This is a genomic window from Peteryoungia algae, from assembly GCF_030369675.1.
In the GTDB taxonomy this organism is placed as follows: domain Bacteria; phylum Pseudomonadota; class Alphaproteobacteria; order Rhizobiales; family Rhizobiaceae; genus Allorhizobium; species Allorhizobium algae.
In genome coordinates this window covers 2,435,127-2,450,764 of record NZ_CP128477.1, presented here as the reverse complement: position 1 = coordinate 2,450,764, position 15,638 = coordinate 2,435,127, and the positions used below count along the sequence as shown (strand labels likewise).

Genomic DNA, 15,638 nt, shown 5'->3' with positions numbered 1-15,638 from the left:
CGTGAATACGTTTGATTTCCTTCTCCAGGGGCTGGCGATTGCCGCGCAGCCGATGAATCTCTTTTATGCGCTGATCGGGGTCACGCTCGGGACCCTTGTCGGCGTCCTGCCGGGCATCGGCCCGGCGCTGACCGTCGCGCTATTGCTGCCCGTGACCTATCAGCTCGATCCTGCGGGTTCGCTGATCATGTTCGCCGGCATTTATTACGGCGGCATGTATGGTGGCTCGACCACGTCTATCCTGCTCAATACGCCCGGCGAGAGTGCCTCCATCGTCACGGCGCTCGAGGGTAACAAGATGGCCCGCGCGGGCCGTGGCGGCCCGGCACTCGCAACGGCGGCTATCGGTTCGTTCGTCGCCGGCTTGCTGGCCACGATCTCGCTTGCCTTCATCGCGCCGTTTGTCGTCAAGTTCGCCTTGTCCTTCGGGCCGCGTGAATATTTCGCGCTGATGGTGCTGGCTTTCGTCACGGTCTCGGCTGCCTTCGGCGATTCCACGCTGCGTGGTCTTACCGCGCTCTTCGTCGGTCTCGCTTTCTCGATCGTCGGTATCGACCAGCTGACGGGGCAGACACGCCTGAGCTTCGGTGTTCCGGATCTTCTCGACGGCCTCGAGGTCACGACACTCGCCGTTGCCATGTTTGCCATCGGAGAGACGCTCTACGTCGCTGCGCAAGGCGATCGGGCTCCGGAAAAGGTCGAAGCCGTCAAGGGCTCGCTGTGGATGGACAAGTCCGACTGGAAGCGCTCCTGGATGCCCTGGCTTCGGGGCTCGGCGATCGGCTTTCCGATCGGTGCCATGCCGGCCGGCGGCGCCGACGTGGCGAGCTTCCTGTCCTATTCCGCGGAGAAGAGCTTTTCCAAACATCCCGAGGAATTCGGCCATGGCGCCATCGAGGGTGTTGCCGGACCGGAGGCGGCCAACAATGCTTCGGCCGCGGGTACGCTCGTTCCGCTGCTGACGCTCGGCCTGCCGACGACCGCGACGGCTGCGATCATGCTTGCAGGCTTCCAGCAATTCGGTCTCCAGCCGGGACCGCTTCTGTTTGCCACCAATCCGCAGCTCGTCTGGGGCCTTATCGCTTCGCTCTTGATCGCAAACTTCATGTTGCTGGTGCTCAATCTGCCTCTGATCGGCCTCTGGGTGCGTCTGTTGACCATTCCGAAGCCTTGGCTCTATGCCGGCATCCTGGTGTTCGCAACGCTCGGGACAATCGGTGCCAATCCGTCCGTGTTCGAGCTCGGGCTGCTGCTCACCTTCGGTGTGCTCGGCTATTTCATGCGTGTCTTCGGCTATCCGATCGCGCCTGTCATCGTCGGCCTGATCCTCGGGCCGATGGCCGAGCAACAGCTCCGCCGTGCGCTGTCGATCAGCCAGGGTGACGCGACGGTCCTTTTCACCTCGCCGATTGCGGGCGTGCTGCTGATACTTGCAGCGGTCGCGCTTTTCCTCCCCCTGATCCTCCGAGCACGGGGCAAGGGCCAGGTCCTGGCGCAGGTCGCCGGCAGCGAGGACTGAGCCTTATCACGCCTGCTGCCGATGCAGGGCCTCGTTCGCAGGGTCTGCATCGGCTGCATGGCTGGCGTGACTTCCCGTGCATTGTATTTCTACCGTCGGAGGACCATCTTCTGCTTGCAAACAAAGAAAGCGAGCAAAGAAATGTCTAGCCTCCGCAAGTCCATCCAGCAGGGTTTCCTCGGTCGTGCGATCGCCGTTATCGGCGCTGCAAGTTCCGCAGCGGCCGCTGTCGAGGGACACCGTCGTCCGAAGGATCACCACCTCAAGACGCTCGGCATCAACCCGGCAGATTTTCCGCGTTATTAATCCTCACGGGGATGAACTCTCGGGCGCTCGTCGAGCGCCCTCAGGACGATCAAACGGGCCGCGAGGCCCGTTTTGCGTTTTGGCGGACGCTTTGGGACGGGGATGTCATCGTCTCATGTGTTCAGGCGATCGCTCGCTGCCGTCAACGCAATGCTGACACCACCGGGCAACCACTGAAAATCGATGCTGCCGCCCAGTTGGTGGGTCGCGCTCGTGCGTGCGAGTTTACTGCCGAACCCTTCCATTGTGGGCGCGGTAATCTGAGACTGAGATCGTGCGACCATTTCCCGCCATTCCAGATTGAATGACGATCCATCCATGTGCCATCTGACGTCGAGACGGCCATCGGCATCTCGGAACGGTCCGTATTTCGCCGCGTTGGTGGCAAGCTCATGGAATATCAGGGCAAAGCTTGTCGATGCATGCGGGCCGAGATGAAGGTCCGGTCCTGCAAGCGATAGCTGAGCAGCCCGGTCGGCAAGATGCGGCGAGAGGATTTCTTCGATCAGCGAGCGGAAAGCGACTGTTTCGCCGCGTTGAGACCCGGAGATGATGGCGGGCTGGATCAGCTGGTGCGCCTTGGCCAGAGCCTGCAGCCGGCCCTGCAAGGCTTCGGCCATCGCAGCCACGGACGCAGAGGAGCGGGCGGTCATCGTGATCATGCCTGCAGTGATCGCAAACAGGTTCTTCACGCGATGATTGAGCTCGCGCAACAGCAGCTGGCGCTCTTCCTCGGCGACCTTGAGATCATGAATGTCGGTGCAGGTCCCATACCACCGGGTGATCTCGCCGTTTCCGTCGCGCACACACTGGGCACGGCCGATCACCCAGCGGTACACGCCGGTGTGATGCAGCAGGCGGTATTCGACGTGATAGGGCTCACCCGTCGCCAGGCTGTGTTTCCATCTCTCCCAGGCCTCGGGCCGGTCGTCCGGATGAAAGACCTTCTCCCATTCCACTCCATGGGTCTGACCTGCCGGTACACCGGTATATTCGTACCAACGCTGGTTGAAATAGTCGTGGTAGCCGTCGGGCAATGTCGACCAGATCATCTGGTCGATGGAGTTAACGATCGCTTCGAAACGTTGCTCGCTGTCCCTGAGGGCAGCCATGGCATTGGCCGCCTCGGTGACATCCGTGGCCTGGACGAAGATCCCGACGCGTTCGCCGGAGGTGTCCGTAATCGGCTGGAAGACAAAATCGACATGACGCAGTTGTCGCTCGCCGTCCGGACGCAGGAATTCGACTGGGACGGCCTTGCCCTGGTAAGGCTCGCCGCTTGAATAAACGGCATCGAGAATGTTGATAAAGCCCTGCGATTGCACTTCAGGCAGTGCCTGCGACACGGTCTTCCCGACAAGATCCGTGCGCTGTACGAGTGCCTCGTAGGCTGGATTCACGAGTTTGAAGGTGTGAGATGAGCCCTCGAGAATGGCAATCGCCGCTGGGGCCTGAGCAAAGAGCCGCCCCAGACGGGCGATCTCTTCCTGTGCCTCACGCCTCGCCAACACCGCGGCTGTCGTCTCGTTGCCCTGATTGAAAACGCCGACAACCTCACCAAGCTCGTCGCGGATGGCGGTGAAGCTGTAATTCCAGTAGCTTTCGGTCTGGACCCCCTGGCGTACCATGGGAAGCATCTGATCGTAGGTGGACAAGCCCTCGCCGGTCAGCATCACCTTTTCGAACTGAGGCCCGACCACTTCCCATATGTCCGACCAGACTTCGGCTCCAGGTCTTCCCAGGGCCCATGGGTGGCGCTCTCCAGGGATATGCGACCAACTGTCGTTGTATAGCAATCGGAGTTCCGGACCCCAATAGATGGCGGTGGGAAAGCTCGAGTTCAGACAAATCGAAAGAGCAGACCGCAGTGCTGCAGGCCACTCTTCCAACGGACCAAGGCCATCGGACCAGTCGCGATTGCGGATCAGCTCCGCCATCGCTCCGCCATTCTTCAGAAAGCCGGGTGTGGCGTTTCGTTGCGGGTCGGTGGACATTCGTTCCTACTGCGTTGAGCTGCGCTTTTCGGCTTTACTCTCGTGAGATAGGGGAAATAAGGATGCAAGTCCATTCCCTTAACTGGCTAGGTGTGGGCCTGGATCGTCTGCTTCGCAAGTGGGCCTAGGCTGAGAATCCTTGCGTGGGCCTGGAACTTTTTCCGGAATGCATCATTTAGTCAGCGGCCTGATCCAAGGCAGGGTGTGAATGACCGAACAAAACTCCTCACAACGCGGCGCACAGGATGCTGGCGACAGACTGCTTGCCTCGCATCTGGCCGAAGATCCGTTTCCTGCGGCCTTCAAGGCCACGCGCATGCCCATGCTGATCACTGATCCAAGGCAGCCCGACAACCCTATCATCTTCTGCAATCAGGCTTTCGTGACACTCACGGGCTACTCCTTCGACGAACTGATCGGGCGGAATTGCCGCCTCCTGCAGGGACCGGATACCTCTCCCGAGGCCGTAGACACACTGCGTAAAGCGATCGCGGCAGAGGAGGATGTCGCGCTGGATATCCTCAACTACCGAAAGGATGGAACATCCTTCTGGAACGCTCTGTTTGTCAGTCCGGTTCGTAATGTCGATGGAGACGTCATCTATTTCTTCGCATCGCAACTCGACTTCACGACGATCAAGAGCAAGGAACGCGAGCTCGCCGAGGCCCGCAACCTCGCCGAGGAGGAAGTGGCCAGGCGTACTCATGACCTGTCGGAAGCCTTGAAGGCTCAGACGATTCTTGTCCATGAAGTCGATCATCGCGTGAAGAACAATCTCCTGACGATCGCCTCCATCGTGAAGCTTCAGGCACGCATGTCGGATAGCGAAGTCGTCAAACGGACGCTGTTCTCGGTGCTTAACCGGGTAGAGGCGCTGAGCACTGTCCAGCGCAAGCTGTTCACCAGCAGTGATCTCGGACGATTCGATGTTTCCGAATTTGCCAAGGACCTGATCGAGGATCTCGTCGGCGCCCTCAAGCGCGACGACATTCGTGTCGTGACCGATCTCTCTCCGGTTCTCGTTCCTGCGGTGAAGGCCTCGCCACTCGCGCTCATCATCAATGAGTTGGTGCTCGATGCCGTCCGGCGCGGGTTGAGCGACGGGGGTGGCGACATCCATCTGCAGGTGAAGCGGACGAACGGACATTTCCTGATCCGGGTCACCGACACCACGACACCGGTGTCGGTCAATCCGGAGGAAGATGCATTCGGCAAGCTGATGCTGGAAACCTGTGCCCGGCAATTGGGTGCCGAAATCCGTCGGGAGGTGGACGGGCATCGTACGGATGTGCTGGTCACCATGCTGGTCGAAGAGAAAGAGGATACGAACACTTGAAGATCATGATCGTCGAAGATGAGGCGCTGCTGGCTCTGGAGCTGGAACTCGAAGTGGAATCGGCTGGCCATGTGGTCGTTGGGACCGCAGCATCGCGAAAGGCTGCCTTCGACATCATAGAAACAAGCGTTCCCGAATTCGCCTTCGTGGACGTCCACCTGAGTGACGGCCCAACGGGCATCGACATCGGCCGGCGCCTGGCCGAGCGTGAGATCCCGTTCGTATTCGTGACGGGCAACGTCAAACGGATTCCAGATGATTTCGTCGGTGCGCTCGGTGCGATCGAGAAGCCCTATACAATGAACGGACTGCAGAACGCTCTGACATACATCGCGGCAACGGTCGCCGGCCTTGAGGCCGCCGCTCCATCCGGCCTCATCCTCTGCGAGCGCGCGCCAGCCTCCTGACGCTTTTCCAGCAGGACTGCGAACCGAGCTTCAAGGCGCGGATTCTAGAAACGATATATCTGGAGCTGGCATCTCTCTAGAAGGAGACGATCTGGCATTGCCTGCGGGGACCGGACCCGTAAGGCTGATATGTATTGTCCTCCACACGGTACGAGCGGTAGCGTTCCATGCAGGCCCGAATGTTCTGATTGTCAGCCATGGAAGGGGCAACCTCCGTCTGATCGCTGCTGACGGCGATCAGTCGTCCTTCGCCGGCTTCCTCAGGTGCATTGTACACCTGATAAGGCGAGGCGCAGTCACGCAACTCTCCGCTAAAACTGCGATAGGTGTTGCTAGCAGGATCATAGGAACGGTACCGTTCCTTGCACCACGAGACATGCTGCGGTGCCAGGGCGGCAGACGTTGTGTCGGTTGAGGCGTCCATAACGGAACTGGTCGAGGCGAAATCGAGACCGTCGGCGCCTGATCCGACGTTCCCATGCTTTGCCTGGTCCGCAAGTTCTGTCGCCTGCGGTTCCGTCATCACAACATGGCTGGCATAACGCGGGGGCAGGCGCTCCAAATTCTGCTGGCTGCGATCGACGCGAACCGGTTCAGACGTCCACAGGTCGGCGATGTCGAGGCCGGTGAAGTGGTGCTGTTTTTCCTCGTCAGGCGCGAATGCTGCCGAGGCAACCACCACGCCGCCGATCACCATCCCGACCGAGAGGGCCGAAGCTGCAAGCAGTTCCAGAACGGGTTTCATCGGGATCTCCCTCTGTCGTGTCATGACAGGAGAATGAAAATCTCGGCATGCGGTTCCCGGTGAAACTGATTGCAGCTTGTTTTTGCGGGTCGTTTGGTAAACGCACTTTCAGTGATTGTGGCGAGGTGGAACCTTTGAGATCTGCCTGAACTCGTGCGCGTCTCGGATCGTGGCTCCATCGGAGAGCTGTGTCACAGTCTGACGATACAGCCTTTGCCACGGTGTCGCGTCTGCGGGCACCGGCGGAATCCCTTCCGCTTTTCTCCGCGCGATCTCGGCATCATCAACGACCATGTCGCAGAGACCCTGATTGAGATCAATCCGGATGAGGTCGCCGGTCCGCACCCATGCGAGGCCACCACCGGCCGCACTTTCGGGCGAGGCGTTGAGGATGGAGGGGCTGTCCGCCGTGCCCGATTGCCGGCCATCGCCAATCGTCGGCAAGCTCAGTATCCCGCGCTTGATGAGGTGGTCCGGTGGCTGCATGTTCACCACTTCGGCCGAACCCGGCCAGCCGAGCGGACCGGCACCGCGAATGACCAGAACGCAGTTCTCGTCGATGTCGAGACCGGGGTCGTTGATCCGCCGATGATAATCCTCGGATCCGTCGAAGACGATCGCGCGGCCCTCGAAGATGCCCTCGCGTCCCTTCTCCTGAAGGTAGCGCATGCGGAAACCTTCCGAAATGACGCTTGTCTTCATGATGGCGAAATCGAAGAGATTGCCCTTCAACACGACGAAGCCCGCTCGTTCGCGCATGGGCTCGCCATAGGGTTTGATCACCTCGCGGTCTGTCGCCTCGCGGCCCTCGAGGTTTTCTCCCATGGTGCGCCCGGTCACTGTCGAGCAATCCCCGTCGATCTTGCCGGCCTGCATCAGTTCCCACATGATCGCTGGCACGCCGCCCGCCCGGTGGAACCGCTCACCGAGATAGGCGCCAGCGGGCTGGACATTGGCCAGAAGGGGGATGTCATATCCGTGAACCTGCCAATCTTCAGGCAGCAGCTCCACGCCGGCATGTTTTGCCATGGCCATCAGATGGGGCTGGGCATTGGTCGAGCCGCCAATCGCGGAATTGACCCGTATGGCGTTGAGGAAGGCCTCTCGTGTCAGGATGTCAGAGGGGCGAACATCCTCCAGGACCAGTTCCACTGCCCGTCTGCCGGTGCGGTAGGCCATCTGACCACGTTCCCGATAAGCGGCCGGGATAGCGGCGCAGCCTGTCAGCGACATGCCGAGTGCCTCCGCGATCGCATTCATGGTCGAGGCCGTGCCCATGGTGTTGCAATGGCCAATGGAGGGGGCGGAATCGAGCGCCCGTTCGAGGAACTCTTCCCGAGTGATTTCACCGGCGGCGTATTTGCGCCGTGACCGCCAGATGACGGTGCCGGATCCGACCAGTTCGCCGTCGTGCCAACCGTCGAGCATTGGTCCGCCGGACAGGACGATAGCTGGCAGATCGACGGTCGAGGCGGCCATCAGGGCGGATGGTGTGGTCTTGTCGCAGCCCGTGGTCAAAACGACGCCGTCGAAGGGGTAGCCATAGAGCAGTTCGACAAGGCCGAGATAGGCAAGGTTCCGGTCGAGGGCCGCAGTTGGGCGCTTGCAGTTCTCGAAAAGGGGATGCGAAGGGAATTCGATCGGGATGCCGCCGGCGTCGCGGATGCCGTCGCGTACGCGCTTGGCAAGATCGAGGTGATGCCGGTTGCAGGGATTGATGTCAGAGCCTGACTGGGCGATGCCGATGATCGGCTTGCCGGAACGCAACTCCTCTGGCGTGGTGCCATAGTTCATGAAGCGCTCGAGATAGAGCGCTGTCATGTCGAGATGATCAGGATTGTCGAACCAGTCCTGCGAGCGCAGCCGGCGTTTCGGCTTTTCAGTCTCGGTCATCGGTGGCACCTTTGCGGTGGTTGATCTTTTCAAGGTGGAGAAGAAGCGCGCTGTGGTCCAGTTCGCCGTTTCCTTCGGCCACGAATGTCTCGAAGGCCTGCCGGATGTCTGCGGTGAGTGGCAGCTCCAATTTGAATACTTCGGCCATGGCCGCAACGGCATTCAAATCCTTCAGCTGCAGGCGTGAAAGGCCTCCCGGCTTGAAGTTCCGATCGACCATGCGCTGGCCGTGCAAGTCGAGGATGCGGCTCTCGGCAAAGCCGCCCCGGATCGCTTCCCGGAATTTTTCGCGGGATGCGCCACCCGCTTCGACCAGCATCATGGCTTCAGCAACCGCACCGATAGTGATGGCGACAATCTGCTGGTTGGCAAGCTTGCAGATCTGTCCGGCACCCGAGCCGCCGACATGCGTCACTCGGCCCAGCGGGGCGAAGACCTCGGCAAGCTCAGCGACGATGTCCGCATCCCCGCCGGCCATGATTGCGAGCGTGCCGGCGTCGGCGCCCACGACCCCACCGGAGACGGGAGCGTCGATGTGGACGACCCCGCGATCGGCGAGTTTTGATGCATGCTCCCTTGCGATGGGAGGTGCAATCGACGAGGTGTCGACGACGACGGCGCCCTGTTTCAGGGCATCGGCAACGCCTTGCGCGAACAGCACGTCCGTGACGGCCGCGCCGTCCGACAGCATGGTGAAGACGATGTCGGCGCCATTGACTGCTTCGGCCGGGCTCTGTGCGATCGCGCCGCCGAAGGCCGCCAATATTTCTGCCTTGCGGAGATCACGGTTCCACACGGTTACCGGAAAGCCAGCGGCGAGCAAACGTTTCGCCATCGGGGCGCCCATCAGCCCCGTGCCGAGAAAAGCTATCTGTCGTATGGCTCTTGCGGTCACAGGCTTCCTCCCAGCTCGTCCTCGATGTGAACGCGGATGATCTCGTCGAAGGAGTTCTCCGCAGTGAAGCCGAGTGCGCGTGCGCGGGTCGCCTCGAAACCGGGAGCCCAGCCAGCGCAGATGCGCATGATTGTCTCGTCCGGCTCGCGGCGGATGAGCTTGACGGCTTTTTCACCCGCAACGCGCCGCAGGGCCTCGATCTGTTCGCCGACGGTTGCGCTCAACCCCGGCATGGAGAGATTGCGTCTCGGGCCGACCTCCTCGAGATCGATGGTAGCGCCGTGGATGAGGAAGCCTACCGCCGAGCGTGGCGAAGCATGCCAATGGCGCACATCTTCATTCACCGGTAGGATGGCTTCCTGGCCAACGAGAGGTTCTCGCAGGATGTTGGAAAAGAAGCCGGATGCGGCCTTGTTCGGTCTGCCGGGGCGAATGCAGACCGTGGGCAGCCGGATGCCGATGCCGTCGAAATAACCCTTCCGCGAATAGTCCGACAGCAACAGTTCGCAGATCGCCTTTTGCGTTCCGTAGCTGGTCAGCGGCGTCGTGTGGAAATCGTCAGGGATCGGGTAGGGCAGTGGGGCGCCGACGACCGCGATGGAGGAGGTGAAGACAAGCCTCGGGCGATAGCCATCGGCCAGATGGGCCAATCGGATCGCTTCGAACAGGTGGCGCGTGCCGTCGAGATTGATCAGGTAGCCCTTTTCAAAATCGAGTTCGGCTTCTCCGGAGACGATGGCGGCGAGGTGGAAGAGCACATCGGGGCGAGACGCGATCAGGGTCTCGGCGGAGCCCGGATTGGACAGGTCCAGCGTCTGAAGCGACACTTTCCCCGTGAACGAAGCGGGTGCTTCCGGCGCCACGACATCCACGAGCGTCATGGCCTCGACGGTCTGGCCGGCCAGGGTGCGATCCCTGGTGAGGCGTTCTGCTAGCTTGCGACCGACCATGCCGGCCGCGCCGATGATGAGCACGTGCATTTTGTGATTTCCTCCCTTGGCATTCATCCGCCCGGCCAAACAATGAGGCAAGGGCGGAAACTCAAAAAATCAATTGTAAGGTTGTCTGATAACCTTATATCATCAGTTTGAAAACCCAATTCTTGGATATTCGCCCGGTCCCAAGTGTCGAGGAGCAAGAGTGATGCAGGCTGCAAATGGCCAGATGAAAACCAGCGGTTCGTCCAGCGAGATGGTCGCTGCCCTTGCCACAGCATTGGGAGGCGATCTCGTCCTGAGCGGTCAGGACATAGAGCGCTACTGCCGCGACTGGCACGGTGACGTGACGACCGGAGCGGTCGCGGTGATCCGGCCCCGCTCGACAGCGGAGGTTTGTGCCGCCGTTCGCGCCATCCGTGCCCTCGGCCTTTCGATCGTTCCTCAAGGGGGGAATACCGGGCTTGTGCTCGGCTGCACACCCGACGATCCAAGTCGCCAGGTGATTGTCAGCCTGGAGCGCATGACGGCCATCCGGCGGATCGACGAGGATGATTTTTCCGCCGTCGTCGAGGCAGGCGTGATCCTGTCGGAATTCAAGGATCGGGTGGAGGAAGCGGGTCTCTACTTCCCGCTGGCGCTCGGAGCGCAGGGGTCGTGCCGGATCGGCGGCAATGTCTCGACCAATGCCGGCGGTATCAACGTGTTGCGCTACGGCATGACGCGTGAACTGGTTCTGGGCCTTGAAGTCGTGCTGCCGGATGGCTCGGTCTTCGAAGGCCTGTCGACGCTCAGGAAGGATAATCGCGGGATCGATCTCAAGCAGTTGTTCATCGGTGCTGAGGGAACACTGGGGATCATCACGGCCGTTTCCGTGAAGCTCATGCCTCCGGCCGAGAAGGTTGCGACGGCACTTCTGGGTCTGGGTACGCTGTCGGATGCGATCGCGCTCTATCGTCGGGCGCGCCGCGATTGCTGCGATCTGATGTCCGCCTTCGAGTTCATGCCTCCGATCGCCTTCACTCTGGCGCAAGAGGCGATACCCGATCTCGCAATGCCCATGAGCGCTGACTATCCGGCATATGTGTTGATGGAGATCTCGGGCTCCGGGCTCGTCGATATCGAAGACCTCATGCATCGCTTCCTGGAAGGCGTGATGGAGGATGGTCTGGTGCTGGACGGGGTGATTGCCGCCTCCCGAAGCCAGGCGAAGAACCTCTGGTTGTTCCGGGAGGGGATGAACGAAGGGCAGGCAAGGCGTGGGCCCCATTTGCGAACCGATATCTCTGTCCCGCTGTCGCGTCTGGCTACTTTCGTCGAGGCGGCAGAGGCTGCGGTCACGGTGCGTCTGCCCGGCTGCATCTGTGTCTCCTATGGCCATGTCGGTGACGGGAACGTGCATCTCAATGTGCTCCCTCCTGGCGGGCTCTCAGGTGAGGAGGTTCAGCAGCAGATCTATGAGGCGAAAGGCGTGATCAATGCGGTGCTCGATGATTTTGGAGGGTCGATCAGCGCCGAACACGGGATTGGTCGCCTGAAGAAGGCCGATTTCCTCCAGCGCCTGCCACCCGTCCAGCGGCGGTTGTTGACCGCCGTCAAGCAGGCAATCGATCCGGACTGGATCATGAACCCGGGTTGCCAATTGAATTCCGATACGGATTCATGAAATACCGGAGCGGTGGCAAGGAGAGGAGCAGGTATGGCGATCGACCTCGGGCAGATCAACTTCGGACAAATCAGGCGCAGCGAGCACCTGCCTGCTCGCATCGCCGCCCAATTGGCCGATGAGATAAGCCAGGGGCGGCTGAAGCCAGGCGAGCGTTTGCCCACGGAGCATGTTCTCGCCAAGACGCTTGCCGTCAGCCGTTCGGTCGTCCGTGAAGCGATTGCGCAATTGCGTAGTGAAGGGCTCGTCGAAACCCGCCAGGGTGTGGGCGCGTTCGTCAGCGAACCCTCTGCCCGGCCGATCCGGATAAAGGATGGTGAACTGTTCGAGCCGCAGAGTTTCCGGGCGCTCTTCCAGTTGCGCGTGCCGCTCGAAATCGAGGCGGCGGGTCTGGCGGCTGTCCACCATACGCCAGATGATCTCGCCAGGATCGACGACGCCCTGTCGCATATGACCGGGGCCGCCAAGTGGACGGAGCAGGGGATTGTTGCGGATCTCGCCTTTCACCGGGCGGTCGCCGAGGCGACGCACAACGAATATTTTGCACTTTTCATCGGTTTCATTGCGGAGCGGATCAGCCTCGCAATCAATGCCGCCCGGTCCCGTGCTGTTCTCGAGGAGATCGTGGAGGTGACGATCGCCGAGCATGTTCGCCTGAGGGACGCGATTGCAAGCGGCAATGCGGTTGAGGCACGCGAGGCGATGCGGGCCCATCTGCATGGCGCCGCGAGCCGTATCGACCTCAGTCTCGAGCAGTTCTGACCGCCGAACCGGTGGGCGGGTTGTCAACAAGGTGCTTCTACGGGGTAGACAGCCTGAAATTCTGACCTTAAGAATGCACATGAAGAGTTGTCAGACATCCTGACAATAGGGCAAGGCGACGTCAGTCCCGGCCCAAGGACAGGGAGGAGGTCCGTCTTGCAGTCTGGAGTACGCCTGGAATCCGCATATATTCTGCCGGAAGATGCATCGGAAGCGCTGCTGGTTGGTCGCGTCTGGTCAAATGTCGCCGGCGGTCCCTGCGTGGTTCTCGTTCGCCACGGCGAAGTGCTCGACCTGACGGCCATCGCGCCCACGGCCTCCGGCCTGTTCGAGATCGAAGACCTGGCAGAACGCCTCTCGTCGCAGGACGACCTTCCCGTACTCGGTACGCTCGACGATTTTCTTTCCGGTCAGGCGGGACGTCTGCTTGCACCGATCGATCTGCAGGCCGTGAAGGCTGCCGGCGTGACCTTCGCTGACAGCATGTTGGAGCGTGTGATCGAAGAGCAGGCAAAGGGTGATGCGGCCCGCGCCCAAGCCATCCGCAAGGAGCTGGCGCCAGTATTGGGTGACAGTCTTCGTGGGCTTGTCGCAGGTTCGGAACAGGCAGCCAAGGTCAAGGCGCTGTTGCAGGACATGGGGCTATGGTCGCAATATCTGGAAGTCGGTATCGGGCCAGACGCCGAGATCTTCACCAAGGCCCAGCCGATGTCCTCGGTCACCTGCGGTGACGCCGTCGGAATTCATCCGATTTCGCAGTGGAACAATCCGGAGCCGGAAATCGTTCTTGCAGTTCGTTCCGACGGCAAGATCATCGGCGCGACGCTCGGCAACGACGTGAATTTGCGGGATGTCGAAGGCCGGTCTGCACTGCTTCTCGGAAAAGCGAAGGACAATAACGCGTCCTGCTCGATCGGGCCCTTCATCCGGCTCTTCCACGGCAGCTTCACGATGGATGTGTTGCGCAAGGTTCGTGTTTCGCTGCTCGTGCGCGGAGAAGACGGCTTCGAGATGACGGGGGAAAGTCCGATGGAAGCGATCAGTCGCACGCCGGAAAATCTGGCTTCCCAATTGCGCAACCGAAACCATCAATATCCCGACGGCGCGGTTCTGTTTCTCGGGACCATGTTTGCCCCGGTCAAGGACCGACGTGGCGCCGGTCTCGGCTTTACCCACGAAGTGGGAGATCGCGTCGAGATTGCCACGCCGAAGCTGGGACGTCTGGTCAACTGGGTCGATCGCACGGATTCCTGTCCGGAATGGGTCTTCGGGACGCGTGCCCTTTTCCGCAACCTGGCCCAGCGCGGCCTGCTCGACAAGGCGTGAGATGCGTATGACCAGAGCTGTCGATCTTTTCTACAAGTTCCTTGAATTGCTTTTGATCCTGCTCCTGTCGGGCATGGCAATCATGGTGTTTGTCAACGTCATCTTGCGCTACGGCTTCAATTCCGGTCTCACGGTTTCGGATGAGATGTCCCGATACTTCTTTGTCTGGTTGACCTTCGTCGGCGCTGTCGTCGGATTTCGCGAATATGGACATATGGGTGTTGAAAGTCTGGTCGCGACCTTCGGTCGACGCGGACGCGTAACCTGCATGATCTTGTCCAATCTTCTGATTTTCGGCGTTTCGGCGATCTTCTTCTGGGGGACCTGGAAGCAGTTGCCGATCAATGCCAGCATGAGTGCGCCCGTGACGGGCCTCTCCATGGGATGGGTCTATGGTATCGGCTTCTTCACTGGCGCCGGCTGCAGCCTCATCGCACTCGAACGCCTCTTCCGCCTGGTCACCGGGCGTGTCACCGAAAGTGAAATCGCCGCCTTTGCAGGCGAACACCACGGCATCGAGAAGCTGGTGGAGCGCGCCTGATGACCCTCGTCGTCTTTATTGTCTCTCTCCTCGGCGCCATGGCCATCGGCGTTCCCGTCGCCTTTGCGCTGATGTTCTGCGGCGTCACGCTCATGTGGTACATGGGCATGTTCAACAGCCAGATCATCGCTCAGAACATGATCGCGGGCGCCGACACGTTCACGCTGCTCGCAATCCCGTTCTTCGTCCTGGCAGGTGAACTGATGAATTCCGGCGGTTTGTCTCGCCGCATCATCGAATTCGCCATTGCCTGTGTCGGGCATATCAGGGGCGGCCTCGGCATCGTTGCCATCATGGCTGCCGTGATCATGGCCAGCATCTCCGGCTCGGCCGCAGCCGATACGGCAGCTCTTGCCGCGATCCTCATTCCGATGATGGCCAAGGCCGGATACAACGTGCCGCGCTCCGCTGGTCTCATCGCATCCGGCGGCATCATCGCGCCCGTCATCCCGCCGTCAATGGCATTCATCGTCTTCGGTGTGGCGGCGAATGTCTCGATCACGCAGCTCTTCATGGCCGGCATCGTTCCTGGCATGTTGATGGGGATCGCGCTTGTCATTGCCTGGCAGGTCGTGGTGCGGAAGGACAAAGTCCTGCCCTTGCCAAAGGCGCCGGCAAAAGATCGACTGCGCGCGACAGGGCGTGCCGCATGGGCACTCGGCATGCCGGTGATCATCCTCGGGGGCATCAAGGCCGGTGTGGTCACGCCTACGGAAGCGGCAGTCATCGCGGCGGCCTATGCCATGTTCGTCGGTATGGTGATCTATCGCGAGCTGAAGCCCAAGGATCTGCCACGGGTCATTCTCCAGGCAGCCAAGACAACCTCGATCATCATGTTCCTGGTCTGCGCTGCTCTCGTGTCCGCATGGCTGATTACCGCCGCGAACATTCCCGGTGAGATCACGCGTTACATCGAGCCCCTGATCGATCGTCCCATGCTTCTGATGTTCGTCATCATGGCGCTGGTTCTTGTGGTCGGCACAGCACTCGATCTGACGCCAACCATCCTGATCCTGACACCCGTACTGATGCCGATCATCAAGCAGGCAGGCATCGACCCGGTCTACTTCGGTGTCATGTTCATCATGAACTGCTGCATCGGCCTGATCACGCCGCCCGTCGGCGTCGTGCTCAACGTGGTCAGCGGGGTCGGGCGCGTACCGCTCGGCAAGGTCGTGACGGGTATCGTTCCTTTCCTGCTGGCGCAGGTTCTGGTTCTGGTCCTGCTCGTCATATTCCCCGACATCGTCATCGTGCCGGCGCAATGGCTCCGGTAACGACCCAAGCTCAACCCACTCATTTCAATCCAAGGG

The 15,638-nt window shown here is 60.7% G+C and carries 14 protein-coding genes; 9 read left to right on the top strand and 5 right to left on the bottom strand.

Going from position 1 to position 15,638, the window contains the following annotated elements:
- The first annotated feature begins 1 nt into the window (after nt 1).
- Together QTL56_RS11795 and QTL56_RS11790 are read left to right on the top strand one after the other, a co-directional pair.
- Nucleotides 2–1,519: a tripartite tricarboxylate transporter permease gene (locus tag QTL56_RS11795; protein WP_229576091.1), complete on the top strand. Its 1,518-nt coding sequence runs from the start codon at nt 2–4 to the stop codon at nt 1,517–1,519.
- A gap of 141 nt (nt 1,520–1,660) precedes the next feature.
- Nucleotides 1,661–1,825, top strand: a complete 165-nt coding sequence (locus tag QTL56_RS11790) for a hypothetical protein (RefSeq protein WP_172450246.1) — start codon at nt 1,661–1,663, stop codon at nt 1,823–1,825.
- A gap of 113 nt (nt 1,826–1,938) precedes the next feature.
- On the opposite strand, the gene QTL56_RS11785 is transcribed toward QTL56_RS11790, so the two are convergent.
- Nucleotides 1,939–3,819 carry a sensor histidine kinase gene (locus tag QTL56_RS11785; protein ID WP_245137843.1) on the bottom strand — a complete coding sequence of 627 codons (1,881 nt, stop codon included), beginning with the start codon at nt 3,817–3,819 and terminating at the stop codon, nt 1,939–1,941.
- 208 nt (nt 3,820–4,027) lie between these two features.
- On the opposite strand from QTL56_RS11785, the gene QTL56_RS11780 reads away from it, so the two are divergent.
- Entirely contained in the window at nt 4,028–5,155 is a 1,128-nt protein-coding gene (locus tag QTL56_RS11780) for a PAS domain-containing protein (protein ID WP_245137842.1), read from the top strand.
- Nucleotides 5,152–5,562 (top strand): response regulator, encoded by a 411-nt coding sequence (locus tag QTL56_RS11775; protein ID WP_245137841.1) that lies wholly within the window; start codon nt 5,152–5,154, stop codon nt 5,560–5,562. The genes QTL56_RS11780 and QTL56_RS11775 overlap by 4 nt, the downstream gene beginning before the upstream one ends.
- Nucleotides 5,563–5,638: 76 nt before the next feature.
- Here QTL56_RS11775 and QTL56_RS11770 read toward each other — a convergent pair whose 3' ends face one another.
- The 4 genes from QTL56_RS11770 to denD all read right to left on the bottom strand — a co-directional run bounded on the left by QTL56_RS11770 (nt 5,639) and on the right by denD (nt 10,075).
- The gene (locus QTL56_RS11770) at nt 5,639–6,307 is read right to left on the bottom strand and encodes a BA14K family protein (protein ID WP_245137840.1); all 669 of its coding nucleotides are present in this window, start codon (nt 6,305–6,307) and stop codon (nt 5,639–5,641) included.
- 108 nt (nt 6,308–6,415) lie between these two features.
- The gene (locus tag QTL56_RS11765; protein WP_245137839.1) at nt 6,416–8,200 is read right to left on the bottom strand and encodes an IlvD/Edd family dehydratase; all 1,785 of its coding nucleotides are present in this window, start codon (nt 8,198–8,200) and stop codon (nt 6,416–6,418) included.
- A complete protein-coding gene (locus QTL56_RS11760) occupies nt 8,187–9,047 on the bottom strand; it encodes an NAD(P)-dependent oxidoreductase (protein ID WP_245137943.1) in 861 nt (286 codons plus the stop codon). Before QTL56_RS11760 ends, QTL56_RS11765 begins: the two co-directional genes overlap by 14 nt.
- A gap of 44 nt (nt 9,048–9,091) precedes the next feature.
- The gene (denD, locus tag QTL56_RS11755) at nt 9,092–10,075 is read right to left on the bottom strand and encodes a D-erythronate dehydrogenase (RefSeq protein WP_245137838.1); all 984 of its coding nucleotides are present in this window, start codon (nt 10,073–10,075) and stop codon (nt 9,092–9,094) included.
- Between the two features lie 163 nt (nt 10,076–10,238).
- Between denD and QTL56_RS11750 the strand changes: the two genes are divergently transcribed.
- From QTL56_RS11750 to QTL56_RS11730, 5 genes are all read left to right on the top strand, one after another.
- Entirely contained in the window at nt 10,239–11,696 is a 1,458-nt protein-coding gene (locus QTL56_RS11750) for an FAD-binding oxidoreductase (RefSeq protein ID WP_370660285.1), read from the top strand.
- Between the two features lie 33 nt (nt 11,697–11,729).
- The gene (locus QTL56_RS11745) at nt 11,730–12,458 is read left to right on the top strand and encodes a FadR/GntR family transcriptional regulator (RefSeq protein WP_229576083.1); all 729 of its coding nucleotides are present in this window, start codon (nt 11,730–11,732) and stop codon (nt 12,456–12,458) included.
- A 156-nt stretch (nt 12,459–12,614) separates the two neighbouring features.
- Nucleotides 12,615–13,784: a fumarylacetoacetate hydrolase family protein gene (locus tag QTL56_RS11740; RefSeq protein ID WP_245137837.1), complete on the top strand. Its 1,170-nt coding sequence runs from the start codon at nt 12,615–12,617 to the stop codon at nt 13,782–13,784.
- A 7-nt stretch (nt 13,785–13,791) separates the two neighbouring features.
- Complete coding sequence (locus QTL56_RS11735) at nt 13,792–14,325, top strand: TRAP transporter small permease (RefSeq protein ID WP_245137836.1); 534 nt, start codon at nt 13,792–13,794, stop codon at nt 14,323–14,325.
- Nucleotides 14,325–15,602 (top strand): TRAP transporter large permease, encoded by a 1,278-nt coding sequence (locus QTL56_RS11730; protein ID WP_229576081.1) that lies wholly within the window; start codon nt 14,325–14,327, stop codon nt 15,600–15,602. The genes QTL56_RS11735 and QTL56_RS11730 overlap by 1 nt, the downstream gene beginning before the upstream one ends.
- Nucleotides 15,603–15,638 lie beyond the last annotated feature (36 nt).